At 68.2% G+C, this 20232-nt stretch carries 20 protein-coding genes; 13 read left to right on the top strand and 7 right to left on the bottom strand.

Annotation, left to right across the window (positions count from 1 at the left end; all coding sequences use genetic code 11):
* On the bottom strand, window positions 1-3123 hold a 3123-nt coding region (locus tag ACFO0C_RS17545), incomplete at its 3' end, for an nSTAND1 domain-containing NTPase (RefSeq protein WP_378067720.1).
* 399 nt (window positions 3124-3522) lie between these two features.
* Here ACFO0C_RS17545 and ACFO0C_RS17540 point away from each other — a divergent pair.
* A complete protein-coding gene (locus tag ACFO0C_RS17540; RefSeq protein WP_378067719.1) occupies window positions 3523-3726 on the top strand; it encodes a hypothetical protein in 204 nt (67 codons plus the stop codon).
* 415 nt (window positions 3727-4141) lie between these two features.
* Here ACFO0C_RS17540 and ACFO0C_RS17535 read toward each other — a convergent pair whose 3' ends face one another.
* Complete coding sequence (locus tag ACFO0C_RS17535) at window positions 4142-4852, bottom strand: hypothetical protein (protein ID WP_378067718.1); 711 nt, start codon at window positions 4850-4852, stop codon at window positions 4142-4144.
* Between the two features lie 548 nt (window positions 4853-5400).
* Between ACFO0C_RS17535 and ACFO0C_RS17530 the strand changes: the two genes are divergently transcribed.
* The 6 genes from ACFO0C_RS17530 to ACFO0C_RS17505 all read left to right on the top strand — a co-directional run bounded on the left by ACFO0C_RS17530 (window position 5401) and on the right by ACFO0C_RS17505 (window position 10321).
* Window positions 5401-5949: a hypothetical protein gene (locus ACFO0C_RS17530; protein WP_378067717.1), complete on the top strand. Its 549-nt coding sequence runs from the start codon at window positions 5401-5403 to the stop codon at window positions 5947-5949.
* Window positions 5946-6944, top strand: coding sequence for a hypothetical protein (locus ACFO0C_RS17525; protein WP_378067716.1), 999 nt, complete (start codon window positions 5946-5948; stop codon window positions 6942-6944). The genes ACFO0C_RS17530 and ACFO0C_RS17525 overlap by 4 nt, the downstream gene beginning before the upstream one ends.
* Before the next feature lie 519 nt (window positions 6945-7463).
* Window positions 7464-7706 (top strand): hypothetical protein, encoded by a 243-nt coding sequence (locus tag ACFO0C_RS17520; RefSeq protein ID WP_378067715.1) that lies wholly within the window; start codon window positions 7464-7466, stop codon window positions 7704-7706.
* Window positions 7707-7714: 8 nt separating this feature from the next.
* Window positions 7715-8347 (top strand): RNA polymerase sigma factor, encoded by a 633-nt coding sequence (locus tag ACFO0C_RS17515; RefSeq protein WP_378067714.1) that lies wholly within the window; start codon window positions 7715-7717, stop codon window positions 8345-8347.
* A complete protein-coding gene (locus tag ACFO0C_RS17510) occupies window positions 8344-8850 on the top strand; it encodes a hypothetical protein (protein ID WP_378067713.1) in 507 nt (168 codons plus the stop codon). The genes ACFO0C_RS17515 and ACFO0C_RS17510 overlap by 4 nt, the downstream gene beginning before the upstream one ends.
* A 982-nt stretch (window positions 8851-9832) precedes the next feature.
* A complete protein-coding gene (locus ACFO0C_RS17505) occupies window positions 9833-10321 on the top strand; it encodes a DUF4231 domain-containing protein (RefSeq protein ID WP_378067712.1) in 489 nt (162 codons plus the stop codon).
* Window positions 10322-11095: 774 nt separating this feature from the next.
* On the opposite strand, the gene ACFO0C_RS17500 is transcribed toward ACFO0C_RS17505, so the two are convergent.
* A complete protein-coding gene (locus tag ACFO0C_RS17500; RefSeq protein ID WP_378067711.1) occupies window positions 11096-11557 on the bottom strand; it encodes a hypothetical protein in 462 nt (153 codons plus the stop codon).
* Between the two features lie 65 nt (window positions 11558-11622).
* On the opposite strand from ACFO0C_RS17500, the gene ACFO0C_RS17495 reads away from it, so the two are divergent.
* Together ACFO0C_RS17495 and ACFO0C_RS17490 are read left to right on the top strand one after the other, a co-directional pair.
* Entirely contained in the window at window positions 11623-11832 is a 210-nt protein-coding gene (locus ACFO0C_RS17495) for an acyl-CoA dehydrogenase C-terminal domain-containing protein (protein WP_378067710.1), read from the top strand.
* Window positions 11833-11846: 14 nt separating this feature from the next.
* Window positions 11847-12005 carry a hypothetical protein gene (locus tag ACFO0C_RS17490; RefSeq protein ID WP_378067709.1) on the top strand — a complete coding sequence of 53 codons (159 nt, stop codon included), beginning with the start codon at window positions 11847-11849 and terminating at the stop codon, window positions 12003-12005.
* A 200-nt stretch (window positions 12006-12205) separates the two neighbouring features.
* On the opposite strand, the gene ACFO0C_RS17485 is transcribed toward ACFO0C_RS17490, so the two are convergent.
* Together ACFO0C_RS17485 and ACFO0C_RS17480 are read right to left on the bottom strand one after the other, a co-directional pair.
* Window positions 12206-13450 carry a hypothetical protein gene (locus ACFO0C_RS17485; protein WP_378067708.1) on the bottom strand — a complete coding sequence of 415 codons (1245 nt, stop codon included), beginning with the start codon at window positions 13448-13450 and terminating at the stop codon, window positions 12206-12208.
* Window positions 13447-14277, bottom strand: coding sequence for a hypothetical protein (locus ACFO0C_RS17480; protein ID WP_378067707.1), 831 nt, complete (start codon window positions 14275-14277; stop codon window positions 13447-13449). Before ACFO0C_RS17480 ends, ACFO0C_RS17485 begins: the two co-directional genes overlap by 4 nt.
* A 532-nt stretch (window positions 14278-14809) precedes the next feature.
* Here ACFO0C_RS17480 and ACFO0C_RS17475 point away from each other — a divergent pair.
* On the top strand, window positions 14810-15694 hold the full coding sequence (locus tag ACFO0C_RS17475; protein ID WP_378067706.1) for an AbiTii domain-containing protein: 885 nt from the start codon (window positions 14810-14812) through the stop codon (window positions 15692-15694).
* 619 nt (window positions 15695-16313) lie between these two features.
* Window positions 16314-17309 (top strand): trypsin-like serine protease, encoded by a 996-nt coding sequence (locus tag ACFO0C_RS17470; protein WP_378067705.1) that lies wholly within the window; start codon window positions 16314-16316, stop codon window positions 17307-17309.
* Window positions 17310-17408: 99 nt separating this feature from the next.
* Here ACFO0C_RS17470 and ACFO0C_RS17465 read toward each other — a convergent pair whose 3' ends face one another.
* Both ACFO0C_RS17465 and ACFO0C_RS17460 read right to left on the bottom strand, forming a co-directional pair.
* Window positions 17409-18599 (bottom strand): M23 family metallopeptidase, encoded by a 1191-nt coding sequence (locus ACFO0C_RS17465; protein WP_378067704.1) that lies wholly within the window; start codon window positions 18597-18599, stop codon window positions 17409-17411.
* Complete coding sequence (locus tag ACFO0C_RS17460; protein WP_378067703.1) at window positions 18596-19108, bottom strand: hypothetical protein; 513 nt, start codon at window positions 19106-19108, stop codon at window positions 18596-18598. The genes ACFO0C_RS17465 and ACFO0C_RS17460 overlap by 4 nt, the downstream gene beginning before the upstream one ends.
* A gap of 325 nt (window positions 19109-19433) precedes the next feature.
* On the opposite strand from ACFO0C_RS17460, the gene ACFO0C_RS17455 reads away from it, so the two are divergent.
* Entirely contained in the window at window positions 19434-19883 is a 450-nt protein-coding gene (locus tag ACFO0C_RS17455) for a DUF6668 family protein (RefSeq protein WP_378067702.1), read from the top strand.
* Entirely contained in the window at window positions 19880-20200 is a 321-nt protein-coding gene (locus ACFO0C_RS17450) for a hypothetical protein (protein WP_378067701.1), read from the top strand. The genes ACFO0C_RS17455 and ACFO0C_RS17450 overlap by 4 nt, the downstream gene beginning before the upstream one ends.
* Window positions 20201-20232 lie beyond the last annotated feature (32 nt).

The following is a 20232-nucleotide window of genomic DNA, read 5'->3' as shown; positions in this document are numbered from 1 at the left end:
CACCGTGTCGTCGCCGCTGGCGGTGGCCACGTGGGTGCCGTCCGGGCTGTACGCCACCGCGCTCACCCAGCGGGTATGACCGGTCAGGCTACGGGAGGCGCCGGTAGTCAGATCCCACACCCCTACCGTCCCGTCGGAGTTGGCGGCGGCCAACTGTTCGCCGTCGGGGCTGTACGCCACCGCGTTCACCCCGCTGATGTGGCCGGTCAGGGTACGGGAGGCGCCGGTAGTCAGATCCCACACCCGCACCGTCCTGTCGCCGCTGGCGGTGGCCACGTGGGTGCCGTCCGGGCTGTACGCCACCGCGCTCACTCCTTTGGTGTGGCCGGTCAGGGTACGGGAGGTGCGGGAAGTCAGGTCCCACACTCGCACCATTTTGTCGTTTCCGGTGCTGGCCAGGTGGGTGCCGTCGGGGCTGTACGCCACCGCGTTCACCGGGCTGGTATGGCCGGTGAGGGTGCTGGAGGCGGTGCTGGTCAGGTCCCACACCCGCACCGTCCTGTCGCCGCTGGCGGTGGCCAGGTGAGTGCCGTCCGGGCTGAACGCCACCGCGTAGACCGAGGCGTTGTGGCCGGTCAGGCCACGGTAGGTGCCGGCGGCCAGATCCCACACCCGCACCGTCCCGTCGTCGCCGGCGGTGGCCAGGTGGGTGCCGTCGGGGTTGAACGCCACCGCGTATAGCGGGCCGGTGTGGCCGGTCAGGATGCGGGAGGTGCCCGCCGCCAGATCCCACACCCGCACCGTCCCGTCGTCGCCGGCGGTGGCCAGTCTGCCGTCAGGGCTGTACGCCATCGCGTACACCGAGCCGGGGTGGCCGGTCAGGCTACGGGAGGTGCCCGCGGCCAGATCCCACACCCGCACCGTCCTGTCGCCGCTGGCGGTGGCCAGCTGTCTGCCGTCAGGGCTGTACGCCACCGCGTCTACCGAGCCGGGGTGGCCGGTCAGGCTACGGGAGGTGCCAGCGGCCAGATCCCACACCCGCACCGTCTCGCCGGAGTTGGCGGTGGCCAGCTGTCTGCCGTCCGGGCTGAACGCCACCGCGGACGTGATTCCGGTGTCGCCGGCGAGGGCGGACATGATGTCGGTGTCGCCGGTGAGGGTGCGTGAGGTGCCGGTGGCCAGGTCCCACACCAGCACCGTGCTGTCGCCGCTGCCGGTGGCCAGCTGTCTGCCGTCGGGGCTGTACGCCACCGCGCTCACCCCGCTGGTGTGACCGGTCAGGGTACGAAAGGTGCCGGTAGTCAGATCCCACACCCGCACCGTCTCCTCGTTTCCGGTGCTGGCCAGGTGGGTGCCATCCGGGCTGTACGCCACCGCGGACACCGGCTCGGTATAGCCGGCCAAGGTGCTGACGATGGGTTGCGCAACCGCGTTGTGGAGGCTGTCGACGGCTTCGATGGTAGGGCTGGTGCGGTAGGCCTTGACAGCCAATAGGTCGGCGACGGCCGAATTAGTGGGTAGCACGGCAGCCGATTGCGCAGCGAGTTGCCGGGACAACGCAATCTGTTGGGCGGTGACTGCGGCGTTCTTGGCGGTGACTGCGGTGCGCCATTGCCAGAGGGCAGACGCCGCGGCCACCACGACAATGGTGAGCAGAGCGGCCAGGACGCGGTTGGTCCGGCGGGTGCGGCGGGTGCGGGCTTGTTGATGGTCGTGGCTGGCGTGCAGGAACACAGCGAAGTCGTCGGGTAGCCGTCGTCGGGTGGCCCAGTCGATGCCTTCAGCCAGGTCGCTGCCATGTAGCAGGTCATCGCCGGTGGGATGTTGTTGCCATCGGCGGTGGCGTTCGCCGGTGCGGCGTAGCCAGTTCTGGAAGCGGTGATCAGCGCTGATCCATGTCTGCAGATCCGGCCAGTCACGGATCAGCGCGTCGTGGACCAGTTCCGCGACCGGTACCCGGGCCTTCTCCTGGTACCTATGGTTCTCGGGTCGGTTGTCCGGGGTGCCGGTGTCGTGCAGGGTACTGGTGGTGATGATCCGCTGTTCGGTGAGCATGGCCAAGACCCGATCGACCGGGACAGCGCCGGCGGGATCGGTGGGGCTGAGAGTGATCAGCTGGCGCAAGGTGTGGATCGGGACCTGCTGACGGACCGCAGGCACACCGCGGTCGGGATCAGCGGGCCGGACCAACGCGGTCAGGATTTGCCGGGCGCAGTCCTTCTCATCGCCGGGCAACTCATCGACCACCGCGCTGCACCAGGAGGACAGCGCACCCCGGATCCCGCCGGCATTCCGGTAGCCGTCGTGAGTCAACCGGGTACCGGCACGGCGGGTCCATACCTGATAGAGGGCCAGCTCCAGTAGCGGCAGCACCGTGACCGGTACCTGCCGGACTTGACCTGCCCCGTTGGCGCCAGCATCGAGTTCGAGGCTGGTGTCTGGTTCGGTGCCGGTGCCGGTGCGTGGCGGTCGGGGGTTGTAGTCGGCCAGCACATCGGCGACGATCCGGTCCGCCAACTGCGCATCCCAGGTCAGTTTGGCAGTCTTCGCCGGACCTCGGACGATGTCGTCGAGCTGTGCTTTGCTCAGCATCGCCGGGAGATCGATCAGAACCAGCCCGGCACGCAACTGACTGACCTGCGCGCTCAGCTGCGGGTAGAAGTCGTCACGCATGACCAGGATCAACACCAACCGCGCCAACCCTGCCACCGCGGACACCTGCGCCAACGCGCTCAACCGAACCCGTTCTGCCTCCGGCTGGACCGTGGGGGTGAGTAGTTCCTCGAACTGGTCGATGATCAGCACCAGCCGACACTCGGTCGACCGATCGGCCAGCAGCCTGTCGATCGCCTCCGGCAGCGATCCGCCGAAGGTGGGCAGGCCAGCCTGGTCTAGCTCGGCGAGTAGATTCTGCCGCGGCCGCACCGACATCCGGATCCACTGGTCGCTGCCAGGCAGCTCACCGTCACGTAACGCGGGCAGCACCCCCGCATGCACCAACGACGACTTCCCCGACCCCGACGGGCCCAGTAGCAACACCGCCGGCCGTGGCCTCCGAACCGCGGCCAGCACCTGCTCGACAGCGTCATCACGGCCGTAGAACCAGAGCGCGTCATCCTCACCGAAAGCGTCCAGCCGCCGATACGGCTCCCCCACCGGCGGCTTGGCCCCTCCGGTGATCATCTGTTGATGCGCGTCACGCCACGGCTGCAGATCCGGTTCCGCACCACGACCGACATGCCGGTGGCAGGCACGTACGAAGGCTTTCACGAACGGCCAATCCGGCACCGCCCTACCTGTCACCTTCGCTTGGATTGTGCCACGCGTCAGCGGATAGCCGAGCTTCGTGAACAGACGCGACAACTCTCCAAACGACGGACCACCACACTCGGTCTTCAGCTGCTGCAACCGCTGCTGGAACACCGCGACCGGGTCATCGACGGACGGCTCTGTCACGCGCGAAACCCTAGTAGCAATCACCGTCGACCACAGTGTCCGCTATCTGTCCGACCGCCTCGACGGACATTGGCAGGACAGCTGACATGGGGCTCCACCATCCACAACACAGCCCGGGAGCCCGAGATGATCAGCCAGCTGACCGCAGTCATGCACGACAGCACCACCCTCGTGGCCGCCGCAAGCCTGCTCTACGCCACCGCCACCACCCTCGCCGCGGTGACTGCACTGCTTGCTCGGCACCCCACACGCCGCCGCGACGCCCGCAAAGTCCTTGCCCTGCTCCTCCGCCGCAACATCACCAACGATGCCGACGTGGACAAACCATGACCCCGGTTACCCCCGGGAAGAACGCCTTCCCACGGTTTGTCCCCCGGGCTCTCAGTGAGGCGGTCTCGACCGGCGGAGCAGCTCCGGCAACCGCTCGCGGGCGTCCCGGTCGCCGACGTCCGTGAGGGCCCGCAACAGAGCGATCGCCTCCTCGGCGTGGGCCTGCTTTACCAGCAGGTCGTAGCCGGAATCCGGGATCGGGATCGTCGCGGTCTACCCGTCGCCTGTGGCGCCAGCATCCTGCTCGTACACGCCCCCGGCTGCTTTCCCAAGCCCTACGTCAGCTGCTGTCTGATCGCGGCCGCCAACCCCTCCGGCGGCCTTTATATGCTCGGTCGTATGCCGACGCCATCCTGGGATGCGTCCTCGGCGTCGACAGCGTGTCGTCATGGCTAAAAAGGCCTGAGAAGGTCCTTTAGCTGTACCGCGACATCTGTGCCGCCTCCAGCAGCCGGTTTGCGGTGGCCGCAAGGTCGGAATGGCTGTAGTACTCCGCGCTCTCGGCGAGCAGGCGGGCGGTGGATCCGAGGCTGACAGTTGCGAACACTTCCGCTGCGTACGCAAGCCTCCGAGCTGTAGTGGCATCGGCCCCCGGTGGCACATCGGACAGCGCGGCTGCGATCTGCCGTAGCTGGGCCACGGCCCTCTTGTTGTCGATCCCCGTACGCTCTAGCTGGTCAGCGATTGCATTGAGACGATCGACCGGGGGCACGAACACCTCGGCCAAGGCATCCCCGAGCCGGTCCAGATCCAGTTGCCCGAGCTTCTCAAGCGCCACGCCGTGCCTGCCCTCGTGCTCCTTCTTCCACTTACGGAGAAGCTCCGCGGGGTACCGGGTCTCACCATCCCTCTTGTTGTCGATCTCGGCGTGATGCGGCGTGCACATCAGCATCAAGTTGCCGAAGCCGTCCCGCTCCGCAGCCGGCATCTTCTTGTACCGGGCGGATTCCGGCTTGACGCCATGAATGTGGGCTATTTGAACGTTCTTCCGATAGACGTTCAACCGAGCCAGCTTCACCACCGGCTCGGTGCAACGGGGGTAGTAGCACCGCCCGTTGCTCAGTACCCAGAGCGCAGCCTGGGCCGCCGCGGAGATCGATCCTCTCGCATCCGTCTCATCCGTCATGGCCCAGCACCGTACCGGGCGGGTATGACATTACGTATCCAAGGAAGCACTCTCGGAGATCGCCGTAGTTGCCTCCTAGCGACAGCCGACGGTCCAGGCCTTGAAGTGCAGTACGGGGGTTCCAAGCACTCTCACCAGTCAGCCCCGCGGCCCCTGCCGGACCGGCCGCAGCGAGGGCACGAGTCCCGGTCTCGAGCTTGCGCACCCGATTATCGCCAAACGGAAAACGGCACCCGTTTGCCGCTGACAAAACAGACCCGCGCCGCATCGCACCACCGCCGCCGGACTCCGCAAGCTCGCCACGATGATCGCCGACCTGGCCACGCCACCGAACTGACCCCGCACTACCCCGGTAGCCCGGTCCTGGCCACAGGGCCGGGCTTTCCGCTGTCCAGGACACGCTGCTCCCCGGCCGAGCGCCCGGAAACACCCCGGGGGCCTGACCCACACGGGCATCTCGTGTGCCCGGGTCACCCGGATTCCGCCTCCCGCACCATACAGTGACATCCGTCGCTTCGTAGTCGATCGATCACGGAAGGTAGGCGTAAATGGGGAAGGCGGATGAGGCTGACGCGGCGCAGGTGCGGCGGCTGCAGGAGGAGCTCCGGCAGGCGCACACCGCGCTGGCCGGGCTCGGCAAGGGCAGCCCGGACCGGGCCGGGCAGGTGCTGACGGTGTTCGCGGCGACTGACCGGCTGCTGGACTTCGAGGAACGGGTGCCGCGGCGGCGTGACGCCCGGCTGCGGAAGATCTCCAGCGCGATCGTGTACGTCGCCGGCGGGCTGGCCGCGCTGGCGCTGATCGCCTCGGCGCTGCTGATGGCGACCCACCGGGCCACCTGGTGGTACCTGATCGCGGTGATCCCCACGACGATCGTGGCGGGCGGGCTGACGGCGGCGGAGCAGCGGTCCCCGGTCAGCGGTCATCGGCTGCGGGCCGGTGCCCTGGTGGTGGTGGCGCTGACGGCCGGGCTCATCGTGACCGTGGTCGCCGGGTTCCTGACCGCCTGGGCGCTCGCCGGGGTCGTCGTCGGCCTGATCGCCGCGTTCGCGCTCTGGGCTGCCGCTCCCGACGACGACGCGGAGGTGCCCCGGTGAGCTACCCGGCCAACAGCAGCTCCGACACCGCGACGGCACTCAAACGGCTGCAGCAGAAGGTGTCCTCGCTCGCCGACGACGTCGACGACCTGCAGACCGAACAGCGGCGGCTGTCCGGCCGCATCCGTGACGTCGACGACCACGCCGACGAACTCGACAGCGGGCTGGAACAGGTCCGCGACGCCCAGGGCGAGCTCCGGACCGCCGTACGCGACGACCTGGACGCGATCGCGGCGACGGTGCGGGACCTGGCCTCCTCGATGGGCTGGATGGAACGCCGGCTGCGGGCCGACCACGATCTCACCCCGGCGCCGCTGGACGGTACCGACGACACGCTGCGGCAGCTGGCCGCCCGGGCCCGCCGCGGCAACGAGTCCGAGTCGGTGCTGCTGACCCCGGCCCAGCGGGCCGCCGAGCAGCGGGAGATCACCGGGCTGGACAACGCCCTCAAGCGGATCACGCAGAACACCGAGCTGGCCCTGCAGCACAGCGCCACGCTCGCCGCCACCGCGATGGGTACCCCTGGGCACGCCAGTGCAGCGGTGGCGTTCCGGACGGCGGTCGCGACGATCGAGGGCACCCAGCAGCAGCTGCCGCGGCTGCGCAAGGACGCCGCCGACGCCCGCCGCAAACTCGAGCAGGACGACGAGCACCGGGAGGTTCACGGCCCGCAGGTGATGACCGGCACCTCCGCCCGGGCCCAGCTGGCCGCCCGGCTGCGGGCCCGGCTCGACACCGCCGTCGCCGACGGGGCGCTGCTGCCCACCTGGCTCGTCTTCGCCGTGGGCCATCAGCCCGTCGCCGAGGACGTCGACGCGTGGATGCAACTGGCCACCGAACTGCTGGCCTACCGGGTCACCTACGAAGTCACCGATCCCACCGTCGCCCTCGGCCCCGGCACCCACGACGACCCCCGCCGCGAGGCCTGGCGCACCGAACTCGACGAACAGCTTCAGGCCCGACGCCGGTGGCCGCTAAGGCAGAGTCGCCGGTGACGCGTCGGGGAGCACCGGCCTTGTTCACCTCGCGACTGGATAGGTCGGATGCCGGTGATCGTCCTGGTGTGGTCTGACCTCAACCGCTGTCCGGGCGCGACCGCCCGCGCCAGCTGGCGCGGGTGGCGGGCGGCACCGGCGGCGGGGGCCTGGTGTTGCCGGATCTCCCTCGTGCGCAGGTGCCGTGGCGAGGGCCGGTCCGGTCGGCTCGCAGGCCTATCCACGGGCCATGGTCGAGGTGCGGATTCGGGTGGTCGCGGTAGTGGTCGTAGCCGGAATCCGGAATCGTCGTGGTCTACCCGTCGCCCGCGGCGCCGGCACCCTGCCCGTACGCGCCACGCGGCTGCTCTCCCGACCACCCACTACAGGTCGCCGGCACCGACCGGGTCGTACGGCGGCGGGCCGAAGCCCGACGATCCGGGTCGTCTTCAGAAGTTTTCTTGGCAGGGGGTAGCGCTGGCCGTTTCTGGTGGCCCATTCCTATGTGAAGGACGACCTACCGAGGAAGGGGCGGTCGAGTTGATCGACATCACCGAATACTTCTCCGAAGCCGCGGCTATCGCGCCGTGGGCTGCGGCCGCTACCGGATCGTTCGTTGCACGGGTGCGAAGGTCTGGCGAGAGTTCAGAGCTCGCAACGCTCACCGCCCTCACCACGCAGGTGGCTGCCGCCGGCCTGGGCGGCCAGGTCACCTATCGCACCCGTGACGGAGCCGAGTGGGCTGTCACGCTCGGCTCCCCCACAAAGGCTCCCCTTTCGTGAACGAGCCGATGCCTGACAAAGAGGTCCGCAACCATCAGTTGTGGACCTTGGTCACCGCGCATCACACCGAGATCGTGAGCCGTTTGACCTTCCGGTCCGGGAACCGGGATCTGGCCGAGGAACTGGCGCAGGAGGTGTGGGTCCGCGTCGGCGGTAACCCCGGCTACTTCATCGAGCACCAGCATCCGCTGTGGGAACTCATGAACATCGCGCACGATCTTGCGCGGAACCACTTCCGGAAGCAGAAGCGACGCGGCGAGCAGCAACCCGGCGATACCGCGATCACCGCCCTGTCCGACAACAGCCTCGCGGACCGGATGTGGCGCGGAGTACGCCGGTTCGGTCAGGATCGGCGGCGGGACGCCGCCCGGGCTGTCCCGCACACGAGTGTGGAATCACAGGCTGACCCGATGTGGTACGCCGACCTACGAATCGACCTCGCTGAGGCTGCCGGGGAACTTACCGAACGGCAGCAGGAGGCGCTCTACCTGCACTATCAACAGGACCTGAGTCCGGCCGCGATCGCGCTGCGGATGGGCATCAGCCGACACGCCGCAGAGAAGTTACTTGGCAAAGCGTTCCGGACGCTGCGGAAGTCACCGCGGTTGACGGGGTGGAACGGCAAGGAGGTGGACAGGTGAGGTTTGAAAATCGCGATGACGCGGCGTTGGATGCTGGACTGCGCGACCTCGGCAACGAAGCCCGGGTCACCCACAGCAGGTCGCACCTCGACGCTGTCTATGCCGAGACGGTGGCGCGTCTGGACGCTCAGACGAAGGCGGCCAAGCCCGGACGGGTTCCTGTCCGGGCGAGCGAGCGTGACGGAGGCTTGCTTACCGACCCGCGGGCCGAGGACACTCGCGACACCAGTGCGCACAGCGCTCATGCAGCGCGGGTCACCATCCGAATCCTCGCCGGGGCGGCGGCCGCCGTGATCACCATCATTGCGTTGGTGCTCACGGTGGTCACATGGACCGGTCCCGGCACATCCGGGGTGATCTTGTCTGGTTTGCTTACCGCACCCATGGCTTTCCTTGTGACGTACCGTTCCGTCAGCAGGGCCTTGGGCGTATTGATGGGCCACCTAAGCTCGGATGACAAGCCGTCACAGAACCGGAACGGCCGATGGAAACAAGGTTCGTGACGCCCCCCGGGGAACCTTGGCGGGGTCCTTGCGCGGCCGGCGCGGGCAGATCGCGGCCAGGGTCTTCGTGACGTCGCTGGCAGCGGCCGGTCGGGGCAGCCGCTAAGCCCGGTGACTAAGTCGCGGCCCGGGAGCAGACACTTGTGAGTTCGTCGAGATACTGGCTGGATGCGGGCCCGTCTCAACAGCGGCGGCCGATGGGACGGGCACCCAACAAGACCTGATTCGCCGTATGTACGGCCCGCTGTCAGAGCAGGCCGATCCCAGCATCTCGGACCTGTTCACGTGACCTAGGCGAGAAACCCGGCCCCTGGCCGTTCCCGGCCTGCCTCACAGGAGCGGAAGCGTGGTTGGCCCTGACCGGCACCCTCTGCCGGTCAGGGCGACCCGTGCAAGGCGGATCAGCCTGTGATGATTGACGCGTTGTGCAGCCGCAGCCCCGTGCCGATTTCGGTGTAGTACACGCGCCAACTGCAGGGCGCGCGCCCGGGCCCCTCTGGGACACCCGTGCATGGGGCGGGGGCTGCCGAGTCGTACCCGATGCTGGTGCCCTTTGCGATGATCCGGTTGGGGTCGGATATCAACGAGAAGACCGGGCCCCCGCTGTCGCCGTTGCACGCCACACTTGAACCTGCGTCTTGCCAGGTCGATACCGTTGTTCAGGTATCTGCAGGGGCGGGGCAACCGATTGAGGAGGCATCGACATGCCGGAGGGCGAAAGCACGGCTAGATCCAACGCGGCAGAGGCGCGACGGATCGCATTCGAGAATGGCGATTTCACGGGAGCACGCACCATGGCCAGCGGGGCACAGGAGCAACGTAGTCGCTGGGACACCAGCCTCAACACCAGCACAACACCACAGAGCGCCGTCGACAATTGGGGCACGCCTCGGCCTGCTCCATCGGGCAGTACCGACGGGTCCTCCAACGGCAGCTCTTCGACAGCCTCCCCCGCTGCCGGGTCTGAGAAGTCAAACGTCGAGTGAGTGACGTCGACCCGGCGGTCGTAGCCCAGCGGCAGTACCTCCTGAATCTACAGGCGGAAATCGCCAAGCTCGGCGACTACTCGACGAAGCAGCTCCGATGGCATCGGATCCTGCGAATGGTTGTGATCCTTACGGGGGTTGCCGTACCGGTACTCTCTGCCTGGTCAGCCGTGCCGCGCGAGGTCATTGCGGGTGTAGGTGCTCTTACCGCGGTGGCCGAGGGGACCGCCCAGCTGTTCGGATTCCAGACGTCCGGAACGCAGGCGATGACGACGGCGAACCAGTTAGAACGCGAGTTGAACCGGTTCTTGATGAAGGCGGGTCCGTACGCCACAAACCAGGACTTCAGTGCCTTCGTGGATCGGATTGAACAGATCCGCGAGGCTGCTGACAACGCGTTCGTCGAAGCATGGCAAAAGCCTGTCGAGAGCGGCAGCGCGCCTGCAGTCGAAAGTGGTGGCAGTCCTCCCCCGGTCCAGGCATAGAACCCGCTACCACCGTCAGCCGTCTCGTCCGACATTCTCAGTCTCGGTGCCAGCGTTTGGTTGCTCGGGGGCGGACACGGCACCGGAGGATGAGGAGTTTCCCTCCATGGCCGAAGCGGACGCGCCCCACTGTTCGACCATCACCTTTGGCGTGGTCTCTGTAACGAGTTTCGTGTCCCACCGACTGAGCTCGACGTGACCGTGATTGGCCGGCCGAGTGTCGGGCGGCGTGTTCTCGCCGCGGGCGGAGGTCTGACTCGTGGGCTGGTCCGCAGCCTCGTGACCATCTTGCTCCGCCACCAGAACCCCATTCGCCAGAGCCATACCCCTCGCCGTATGCGGGATGGCGAGGACGACTATTCACCAATCGGCGGGTTCTCTGGCTGGCTGAATGAACACTTCCCCCGCTTGGCATCCGCTCAGGTCGGGCAGACACGTACCTAATCGCTGACATCAACTTCACCAGCCCTCCGCCACCCACGCCAAGGCTCCCGCAGTCACACCGGTTGATCACCGCGATCCCGGCCACGAGCCCGGTCAGCGGGTGAGCAATCGCCGGCCGGCACCATCTTGCGCGACAGCACGCTGTTCACCGGATGCTCGAGCAAGACCTGTCCGGTGAGCTAGGCAGAGGCGACTGGATGTCGACCGCGCTCGGGAAGCGGGCAGCAGGCTTCCTCGCGGCAGCAAGCCGATGAGTCAGCGGCTTCGCCGGTCTTGGGGTGCCTGTAAGAAACGTGTCACCAGCCGCAAACAGCGTTGACCACTGAAGAGTCATTGCGGCGCGTTCCAGCCCGGCGGCGGGTACGCGGCCGCGCTCGCGCCAAGCAGGTGGGCCGGGTAGGTGTAGTCGTGATCGCCGGAGGCCCGGCGAGCGTTTTCCAGCTTGCGGCGGGCGTTGGCAACCCACAGGTCGTCGGGCTCGGCCGACTCGACGGACGCGACAGTGTGGTTGTCGGCGACCACGGGAGCCATGTTCTCGGCGAGGCCGACCAGGTCGTCACGCCAGCCGTCCGGCCGGTCGAGCAACTCACCGGCCGCGTCGGACGCGCGGGTGCGCTCGATCCATTCCTGGACCTTGCGGGCATTGTCCAGCTCGAAGCGGTGCTCGGCCTCGCGGCGGCGGGTGCGTTCGGCGGCGGCCCATGGGTGGTCGGAGAGGTACCACTCGTACGCCGCGTCGGGCGGCCAGAGGGTGATCTTGTAGCTCGACAGGTCGGGCATGTTTGTGCTCATAGCGGCAGGTACTCCCTGATCTTTCCTCGAATGCGGGGCGCTGGTCGCCGATCTTGAGCGGCAGCGTGGGGAGGCGTCGGGCGATCTCGACGTCGGAGCGGTCCGGTGACGGGTACGTCGACGTACCCGCGGTCGTCCTGATCGTGTTCTACACCGGCAAGATCGCCGCCGCGAAGTTCTTCGCCCAGTCAAACCTGCCCAAGCTGAAAGCCGAACGCGCCATCCTCGAAGCCACCGATCTCGAGCTGATGGACCTCGACGAGTCCGCTTTCTGAAAGTCTCCGGACGGATGGCCTACCGGGACAGCGGTGATCTGGTGGCGGCGGTGGCCCAGCTGGAGCAGGTGGTGGAGCTGGCCCGGCAGGTCGGGCACCCCGACCTGGCCGACGGCACCGCCATGCTCGAACAGGTACGCCAGAAACTGGCCCAGGAGGCCCCCGAGACCTGACCCTTTCTGTCCCGGTCTCCTGGAGAAGCCCGGAGGTAGCGTGCCCGGCGAGCCGTGAGCCTTGCCGGGCAGGAAGGGGATCATCCGGCCAACGTGGTCGCCGGGTCGCGTAGGGACGGGTACAGCGTCTCCGGTTGATTCCGTACTCCCGCGCCAAGGCGGCCGTCAACGAGCAGTTCGATGGTGCTCTTTGCTCTTGGCTATGTTCCGGTGTCGATGCTGCGGGCGCTGTGGTAGATGGCTCGGTGAGCGGTGCCGTCGAAGGTGTGCCGGATGTAGTGGCTGGTGGTGGTGCCGGTGTGGCCGAGGACGCGGGCGGTGATCTGTTCGGGGACGTGGGCGGCGTCGGCGGCGGTGGCGAATCCGGCGCGCAGGGAGTGTCCGGCAAGGTTGGCGACGATTTCGGTGGGCTGGCCGGCGGCGGTGGCGGCGGCTTTGACGATGTCGGCGACGGCGCGGTCGGTGAGGGCGGTGGTGCGGACGGCGGCGCCGCGGGTGAGGCCGGAGAGCAGCGGGACGGTGCCGGGCCGGGGCTGGCCGGGGCGGTGCAGGTGGGGGCGACGGCCGGTGGCGTCGAGCCAGGTCAGGGTGTGCCGGACGGGGCAGAACCAGGCCAGGTCGGGTGGGGCGTAGGGGATGTCGACGATGCGGCCGGCGCCTTCCTGGTCGCGTTTGGATCGGGCGATGAGCACGCGCAGGCCTTGTTCGTCCAGTTGCAGGTGGTCGACGGTCAGGGCGGTGAGTTCGCTGCGGCGGGTGGCGGCGAAGAAGCCGAGGGTGAGCAGGCAGCGGTCGCGTAGCGCGCCGAGCCAGGTGAGCCGGTCGGTGGCCGACGCGGTGTCGGCGGGGCGGGGGCCGGGGGTGCGGGCGGTGAGCATGGCGGCCAGCAGGGGCAGGCTGATCGGGGCTTTGCCGTCGGCGCGCACGCCGTGGGTGCGGCGCACGCCGTCGCGGATGCGTTTGAACCGGTCATCGCTGGTGGGTGAGCGGTAGCCGGCGTCCAGGTGCCGGTCGCGGATGGCAGCCAGCCGGCCGTCCTGAGTGCTGACGGCGAGACCTTCCAATGCCATCTGGGCGAGGTAGAGAGCGACGACCTCGACGTCGGCGGGTGGTCCGGCGTCGAGCCCGAACTGGCGGCAGAACGCCTGGAATTCGGCCCAGCCGGTGTCGTACTTGCGGGTCGTGGCGGCGGCCTGGGCGGATTCGGCGTAGCGGCCGGCGGCAGCAGCGAGGGCGGCCAGGCGGGCGGCGTCGTGGGGGTCGGCGGGCCGGTGCGCGGCGAGGTAGGTGTCAAGGTCGAGGCGGCGGGCGCCGCCGCGGTGGGCGGTGACGATCTCCCCGGTGACGGGGCCGGGGGCCAGGTCGGTGCCGGGCCCGGCCGGGTCCGGTGCGGCCGGGTCTGGTGTGGCCGGGTGGGGAGACACCTTATATACCGGTGCGCTCATGCGCGGGTGTCCGTGGTGGTGGCCAGGGTGCGGTAGTCGTGCGGGCCGATCGGGACGGTGTCGGTGTGGGGCACGGGCCGGGCGAGCAGGGCGGGCAGGTCGCGGGTGGCGGCGACGGCGAGAGTGACGCGTTCGGCGAGGGTGGGGACCCCGGCCTTGGTCAGTTCGTATTCGCGGACCCGGACGGGGGCCCAGGCGTGGTCGCGGCCGGTCTCGGTGACGCCGAGGGCGGTGAGGGTGTTCATGATGGCGGTGAAGCTGGCGGGGCCGCCGTCCAGGGGGAGGCCGGCGGCCAGCACGGTGTGCAGGAGCTCGTCGACGACGGCCTCGACCAGCTGCAGCCGAGGCAGCAGCGGCACCACCGGGTCGGCGGCCGCGGCGGCGTCGAGGATCGCGGTGATGACGGCGGTGTCGGCCAGGATCGGCCCGGCGGCGGGCAGCGGGCCGGCGTGCGGGCCGGGCGGGCCGGTGTGGTCGCGGCCGGGCCGGGTGGCCAGCACGGTGCTCAGCGAGCCAGCGGATCCGCCGGCGGCCAGGGCGGCCGTGATGGCGTGGTGCAGCCGGGTCAGGGCGGCGGCGGGGGTGGCCAGGATCAGCTCGCCGGGGGCGGTGCCGGGCAGGACGACGACCGTTCCGGCCAGTCCGGCGGCGGCGGTCAGGTCCCGGGGCAGGTTGAGCCGGCGGCGGGCGTCGAGGGTGACCGCGGTGATGCCGGCACCGCCGCCCTCCGGCAGGCCGGTCGGGGGTAGCGCACCGTCCTGCGGGTCACCGTCGCGATCGGTGGGCCCGGTGTCCAGCCGTCCCGCACTGCGGTGGTCTCCGGTCATGTCTCGACCCTAGCCCCGGATGCCTGCTCGTGCGGGTAGGCGAAGAGACGATCCCACGTTGGAGCAGGTTGCGGGTTACCGGATACGGGATAGTAACTTCCGGGAATATCCCATTCCCGGAAGTTTTTCGGCACCCCGCGGGGGCACCTCCACGACGCTCACGATCACCTTCAAACTGCGCGTCCCGGAAGGGGCTTCGGGCCAACATCCGCGGCAAGCGGCTCGACACCGCCGTCTCCCGGATCGTCGGCGCCGTCCAGGGCCTCGTCCCGGGCCGTATTCCCATGGGCCGACCGGATCACCGTCGAGACCAGCTGGGACTACCGGTGGTGGGAGGAGACCGAGACGCTCGCCCTGCCAGCCACCCGATCAGAACACCGTGACCGACCCGATCAGCGCCACCGAGGAAGCCGACCTCACCGACGGCGTCGACGGCCAGCCGTAGGACCGGCCTGATGGCCGCCGACACCATCGCGGCGACCATCACGAAAACAGCCCCCGCAGAGCAGCTCTATATAAGAAGGTGTCTCCTGTGCCGATCTCGCACCGAAGCGACGTCGAGAACCAGTTGCTCGACACCGGTATCCGGCTGTCTACCGGGTTACGCGCTCTGGCAGTTCTCGCCAAAGATCACGGCAAGCAGGCCGTCTCCGACTGGGCCGCAAAGGAGCTCGACGGCTACCCGGCCTCCGAGCCGTTGCCAACCTATCGACGGTTCTCCCCGGTTCCACTGCTCTTCCTGGGGATAAATCAGGGTGGGCGGACGAGTTCCGAACGGCTAGATATCGCTAGCTTGTCCGAAGCCCAACGCGAGACGCTATTCGGAACCGGCGTCGGTAGAGGCCTGCACCACGGCGTCACCATTCTCGAAAACCGCCAGATGCCTGGACGGGCGTACGCCATTAGTGCAGACCCAGCGTTCCGCCCCGACCTGCCGCTGGTCAACGAACTGATCCAGCAACTGGATCCGGCTCCCAACGCATTGTGGCTCCCGTCGGTGCACTGGAGAATCTCGACGGATCAGATCAAAAGAGTCCTCGACGGCATCCGCGCTGAAGCGGTGACTCGAGCTCGTGCTCTGCCGGATGACAGCGGCGGCCAACGCAAACAGATCAAAATTGCGACCTACAGCGCCAGCGTCGCAACCCTAGGGCTGCTGCTCGCCGGAGTCGCGTTGTACGTGAACATCAATGCGCTGGAGCAGCGAGGTGATCACGATCGTGAGATCACCCCAGCCAACGCTACGACCATTAGTCCACCGGCGACAGCTTCGCCTTTCCCAACACCATCGGGCACTGTGCTGACCGGAAACTCACCCCATCGCTCTCCAGGTCCGCATTCATCAGCCGACCCGACAGGCTCGCCTCTCGATCCCGGTCGGCAGTCTGTCCGCCTCTCGTCAGTCCCTGGCCGGTAGCCATGCCGCGTTTTCAGTCGGTGGGGACGGTACCCCCTTGCCGGCGTCTGGTTGCTGGCGCCTACGCGCACCGCACCTGGCCCGGAACCCGATCATTGGCTGGCGGTCGGCTCCGCGGCGGAGCCGACCCCCAGGTGGGCGATGACGGCGCGGTCTCCTGGCACCGGCAGAACAGCGATCCGACAAGGTGTTACGGCACAGGCGATGTGTCCTCTTGCGAGGCTGACTGCACGACGGTCGCGTGGGGGCATCCCGTCTGCGGCGCGACTGGGACGCCGCTCGCGTCCAACATGGTCGCGACCTGCGTCTGTGACTCGGTTGCGCGGCGGCGCCGACGCCAGAGCCATCCTACGAAGGCGATGATCAACGCGGCGATCAGGTGTGCCGGCAGGTGCTGGACAAGACCGTGCAGGAAGGCGTCGAGAAGCGACTCGTGGTTCATAATTACTCCGAACGGTGGCGGGTAGTGGATGCGGGCTCGCGAGGCCACTACAAACGTCACTCGCTCCAGCGCCGTCCAGACGCTGCCGGACAGAGAACGACAACGTCGTTCAATCACCGCTTGTACGTAATACTGTCGGACAACATCAGACAGTTTCGTACAGTCAGGTGATCTGGCATGGCACAGCTGACCCCGCCGAAAATTCCGGACGGACCGCTCCAAGAACTAAATGCGGCCCTGCACGACCTGCACCATGCGGCCGGGTGGCCGTCGCTGCGGACGATACGCAACCAGATCACGCCTCAGTCCGATGGCGACCAGCGTGCGCGCCCCTACGTAGCCAGCGTCGCCCGCATCCACGACGTCTTCAGCAGCCCTCGCCTTCCCGCCTGGGGCCTGTTGGAGCTCATTGTCGAGAGCCTGGCCACCCACGCACCCGGGCGAGAAGCGAAGATCGAGACGGCTCGGTTTCATCTACTCTGGCGCTCCGCCGGCAAACCGGGCTTCGACACTGACATCCGCGGCATCCGCCCGGTCCGGCACAGCATGGTGGATGAAGCATTCGATCCCGTTCGCCTGTTGCGAGCCGCGTGTGTGGAGATCCACACGGACCCGGAGACTTTCGGAAGCGGTTGCATGTTGAGTGACGAGATCGTGCTCACCGCAGCATTCGTTACCCGGCGGCCCTTTGGCGGGCAGGAACAGGAAGATCAATCAGCCATGTTCGAGGTACGCGGTGTCGGCGATCAGGAGTTCCGTGTCGCGCGTCTGCTTGAGATGACAAACCTGCCTCGGGTGGAGGGCCACCTAAATCCGAACGCCGCCTCGCTGCGGGTCGAACAGCCGCTGGATAGGAGCCGCGCATTGACTCTGACAACAGCGCACTCAGACACTCTCGTAGGCACCCAGGTCGTGGCAGGCGGCGTGACTGACCACGGGCGGTTCGAAGCCACCGTGATGACGGTTACTGGACGCCGAGGTGACTATCTCGTCGCCTCCGGAGGTATCACGGACGGAGTGGGCGGGGGCCCAGTGATCAGCATGACCAGTGGGCAGCTGGTTGGCATACTTTCCTGGAGGAGCTCCAACAAGGGACAAGTAGGACAAGTAGGCATCATCCCTGTAGAGGTGATTCGTCGCCTGAAAACTTCTCTCGGCATCGACCTCGGTTGAGTGGGGTCGCGGTGCGGGCAGTTGCAGTAACGGAACTGCCAACTCGACCGTCACGATCCTGAGAATCCCGCCAGGTTAGATGAGCCTCTACATCACCGCTCATCTGACTGGCAGAGGCGCTTGTTGTGCTGCCATGAACTGGACCGGATCGACGGCGTTGGCGTAGGAGAGTCGTTCGCCGTCGGTGACGTTGGTGTGGACTTCGAAGTGCAGGTGGGGGCCGGAGGAGTTGCCGCTGCTGCCGACGAAGCCGATGACGGTTCCGGCGGGTATGGATTGACCCTCTTGGACGCTGGGGCGTTGGATCATGTGGCAGTAGCGGGTGACGACGTTGCCGGGGTGTCGTAGGTCGGCGTACCAGCCGCAGCCTCCGACGCCGATGCCACCGTCGCGGTCGCAGTTGTTGCTGGGGGTGTTGCAGACGACCCGGATGACGGTGGCGTCGGCGGCGGCGCGGATGGGTTCGCCGCGGATGTCGGCGCCGACGATGTCGACGCCGGCGTGTTTGTGGTCGCCGCGGTCCTGGCCGAACGGCGGGCCGACGACGAATTTCTTGTCGAGCGGCTGGACCCAGCCGTTGGGGCCAACGGGGACGGGCTCGAACGCTCCGGTGCCGCAGGGCGCGGCCGGGCCGCCACCGCCGATCATGTCGATGTTCGGCAGGCCCAGCACGTGCGCGGCGAGGGCTTTCGCATCGGCTTCGTGTTTCTGGTAGGCCTCCGGGTAGCCGGAGCGCTGGACGGCTTGGGCGGCGTCGGTGAGGCGCATCTGTTCCCAGCCGGGCACCTTGAGCAGCGCGGTGTAGAACTTGCGGGCCGCGATGTTCGGCGTCATCAGTTCCTGCACGGTGCCCCAGCTGCCGGCGCCTTCGATCGGGCGTTGCTGGAACAGGCCGACGGAGTCGTTGTCGTGGCCGACGGCCTCGTGTGGCAGCGCCATGCTCAGGGCCGCCACCTGGGGGTAGGCGGGGTTGTCGTTGGCGTGGTTGAGCAGCCGGGATTCCTGCATGGCGGCGCCCAGGGCGATGACGTAGCCCCAGGCGGGCACGTCCATCTGTTTACCGACCGAGACGATCACCGCGGCGTTGGTGACCTGCCGGGCGTCCCACTTGTCGTGGGCGGTGCCGGGTTCCGGTGGTGTGGCGCCGGCGATCGGCGGGGCGCCGCAGACCGAGGCCTGGGCGGCGGTGTCCAGCAGCGCCAGGATCGGGATGGCCACGACGCTGCCGGCGAGCAGGACGGCGCCGGCCAGGACCGCCACGGTGAGGCTGATCAGCGAGCGCCGGTTCATGAACGCGGGCGGTAGTCGTTGCCGGAGACCCGCCACTGGCCGCGCCAGTCGAGCAGGACGACGGTGAGGGTGCCGGTGTCGGTGCTCACCGTGTACTCGGCGCTGCGGGCCGCAGGTGCCTGGATCACCTGCGGTGTGCCGACGACCTTGCTCGACGGCAGGTTGCGCGGGTCGGTGGTGGCCAGCAACCGGGCGAAGCCGGGCTCGCACCAGGGCGTGACGGCGGCCAGCCACTGCCGGGCGGGCAGGTCGCGGCGTACCCAGGCGGCGGCGAATCCGGCCGCCACGGCGGGCGCGGCGGCGGCGCGGGCCGCGGCGGGGGGTTCGGCGTGGTCGTCGGTGCCGGGCGGCTCGGCGCTGGCCGGCGCCGCAGGGATCGGCGTGTCGGCGGGGGGTGTGGTGGTGTCGGCCACAACGGACGCCGGGGCGGGTCCGGTGGTGGCGCTGGTCGGGGCCGGGCCGGTGGAGGTGCAGCCGGTGAGGGCGTGAGCTGCAATGACAGCGGTCATTGTGATCGCGGATCGACTGACGAGCCGGCCCGGCATCCTCACCAGCCTGTACGAATTGACCGACATATTCCTTACCCCCGTAAAAGCACGACTGTCCTTAATCACCGCATTGCATTGGCGGCTATCCCTTTCGGCAGGTCATAGCCACCTAAACACACGCGATCTTGTCGCAAATCGCTGCTACTGTCTGTTCCTTATTGATCACACTGCCGTCGGGGGAGGGCGTCTTGATTAGCCGTGGATTGCGGAGCCGTTCGTGGCGGCGGTGACGTCACCGCGCTCTCGCACCACGCATTTGCCCCACGCGCCGATGCCGGAGCGCGTCATGGAGGCGGGGGTGCCGCCACTGTGGTGGGTCGGCTGCCATGGCGGCGCCGGGGTGACGACGATGGCGAAGCTGACCGGCATCGGCGTGGAGATGGGCGCAGCCTGGCCGCAGGTCCCGCCGGATTGGCGGCTCCCGCCGGTGGTGCTGGTGGCCCGTGCTTCGGCGGCCGGGATGCGCGCGGCCGAGGCTGTGGTGGAGCAGTGCCGCCGGACGGCGGGCACCGACGTGATGGGCCTGGTGGTGGTCGACGCGTCACCGAAACGGCCGCCGCGGATCGTCACGGAGCGGCTGCAACTGATCAGGGGCTGGCTGCCCGCGATCTGGCGCGTCGGCTGGGTGGAGACCTTCCTGGCCGCCGATGACCCCTTGGACGTCGGTGTGCCACCCGACGTGCAGACAGTTCGCCATGCCCTGGACCGACTGCTGACCGAGGTAGGAGCGCAATGATCCACGAACTCGTCCACGACCTGGCCACCCTGGCGTCGGCCGCCGTCGACACGATCTCGGGGGTGCTGGTAGCCCAGCCGGCTCCCGATCCGGGCTCCGGCGAGGCGCCTCCCGGCGCCGACAAGATCATCACCATCCTGCGGTGGGCCAAGTGGATCTTCACCGCGCTCGCGGTCCTCGGTGGCATCTTCATCGCCGGCGGGATGGTCCTGGCGCACCGCCGCGGCGACGACGCGCAGGTCGGCAAGCTGGGCATCTTCCTGGGCGCCTGTGTCTTCGCCGGAGTGGTGCCCAACATCGTCGACGCGTTGGCCTAGCGCCCGGCACCACCTTCTACCCGCGGGGAGCA

This window comes from Actinoplanes subglobosus (assembly GCF_042650585.1).
Classification (GTDB): domain Bacteria; phylum Actinomycetota; class Actinomycetes; order Mycobacteriales; family Micromonosporaceae; genus Actinoplanes; species Actinoplanes subglobosus.
Note: the sequence above shows the minus strand (reverse complement) of the source record. Positions and strands in the feature narration are given on the sequence as shown.

Excerpts from the sequence above, each read along its gene's own strand:
- ACFO0C_RS17515 (WP_378067714.1), top strand. The coding sequence starts at position 7,715 with ATGCCTGACAAAGAGGTCCGCAACCATCAGTTGTGGACCTTGGTCACC.
- ACFO0C_RS17500 (WP_378067711.1), bottom strand. The coding sequence starts at position 11,557 with ATGAGCACAAACATGCCCGACCTGTCGAGCTACAAGATCACCCTCTGG.
- ACFO0C_RS17530 (WP_378067717.1), top strand. The coding sequence starts at position 5,401 with ATGGGGAAGGCGGATGAGGCTGACGCGGCGCAGGTGCGGCGGCTGCAG.
- ACFO0C_RS17460 (WP_378067703.1), bottom strand. The coding sequence starts at position 19,108 with ATGACCGCTGTCATTGCAGCTCACGCCCTCACCGGCTGCACCTCCACC.
- ACFO0C_RS17455 (WP_378067702.1), top strand. The coding sequence starts at position 19,434 with ATGGAGGCGGGGGTGCCGCCACTGTGGTGGGTCGGCTGCCATGGCGGC.
- ACFO0C_RS17480 (WP_378067707.1), bottom strand. The coding sequence starts at position 14,277 with ATGACCGGAGACCACCGCAGTGCGGGACGGCTGGACACCGGGCCCACC.
- ACFO0C_RS17470 (WP_378067705.1), top strand. The coding sequence starts at position 16,314 with ATGGCACAGCTGACCCCGCCGAAAATTCCGGACGGACCGCTCCAAGAA.
- ACFO0C_RS17535 (WP_378067718.1), bottom strand. The coding sequence starts at position 4,852 with ATGACGGATGAGACGGATGCGAGAGGATCGATCTCCGCGGCGGCCCAG.
- ACFO0C_RS17540 (WP_378067719.1), top strand. The coding sequence starts at position 3,523 with ATGATCAGCCAGCTGACCGCAGTCATGCACGACAGCACCACCCTCGTG.
- ACFO0C_RS17490 (WP_378067709.1), top strand. The coding sequence starts at position 11,847 with ATGGCCTACCGGGACAGCGGTGATCTGGTGGCGGCGGTGGCCCAGCTG.
- ACFO0C_RS17485 (WP_378067708.1), bottom strand. The coding sequence starts at position 13,450 with ATGAGCGCACCGGTATATAAGGTGTCTCCCCACCCGGCCACACCAGAC.
- ACFO0C_RS17465 (WP_378067704.1), bottom strand. The coding sequence starts at position 18,599 with ATGAACCGGCGCTCGCTGATCAGCCTCACCGTGGCGGTCCTGGCCGGC.
- ACFO0C_RS17450 (WP_378067701.1), top strand. The coding sequence starts at position 19,880 with ATGATCCACGAACTCGTCCACGACCTGGCCACCCTGGCGTCGGCCGCC.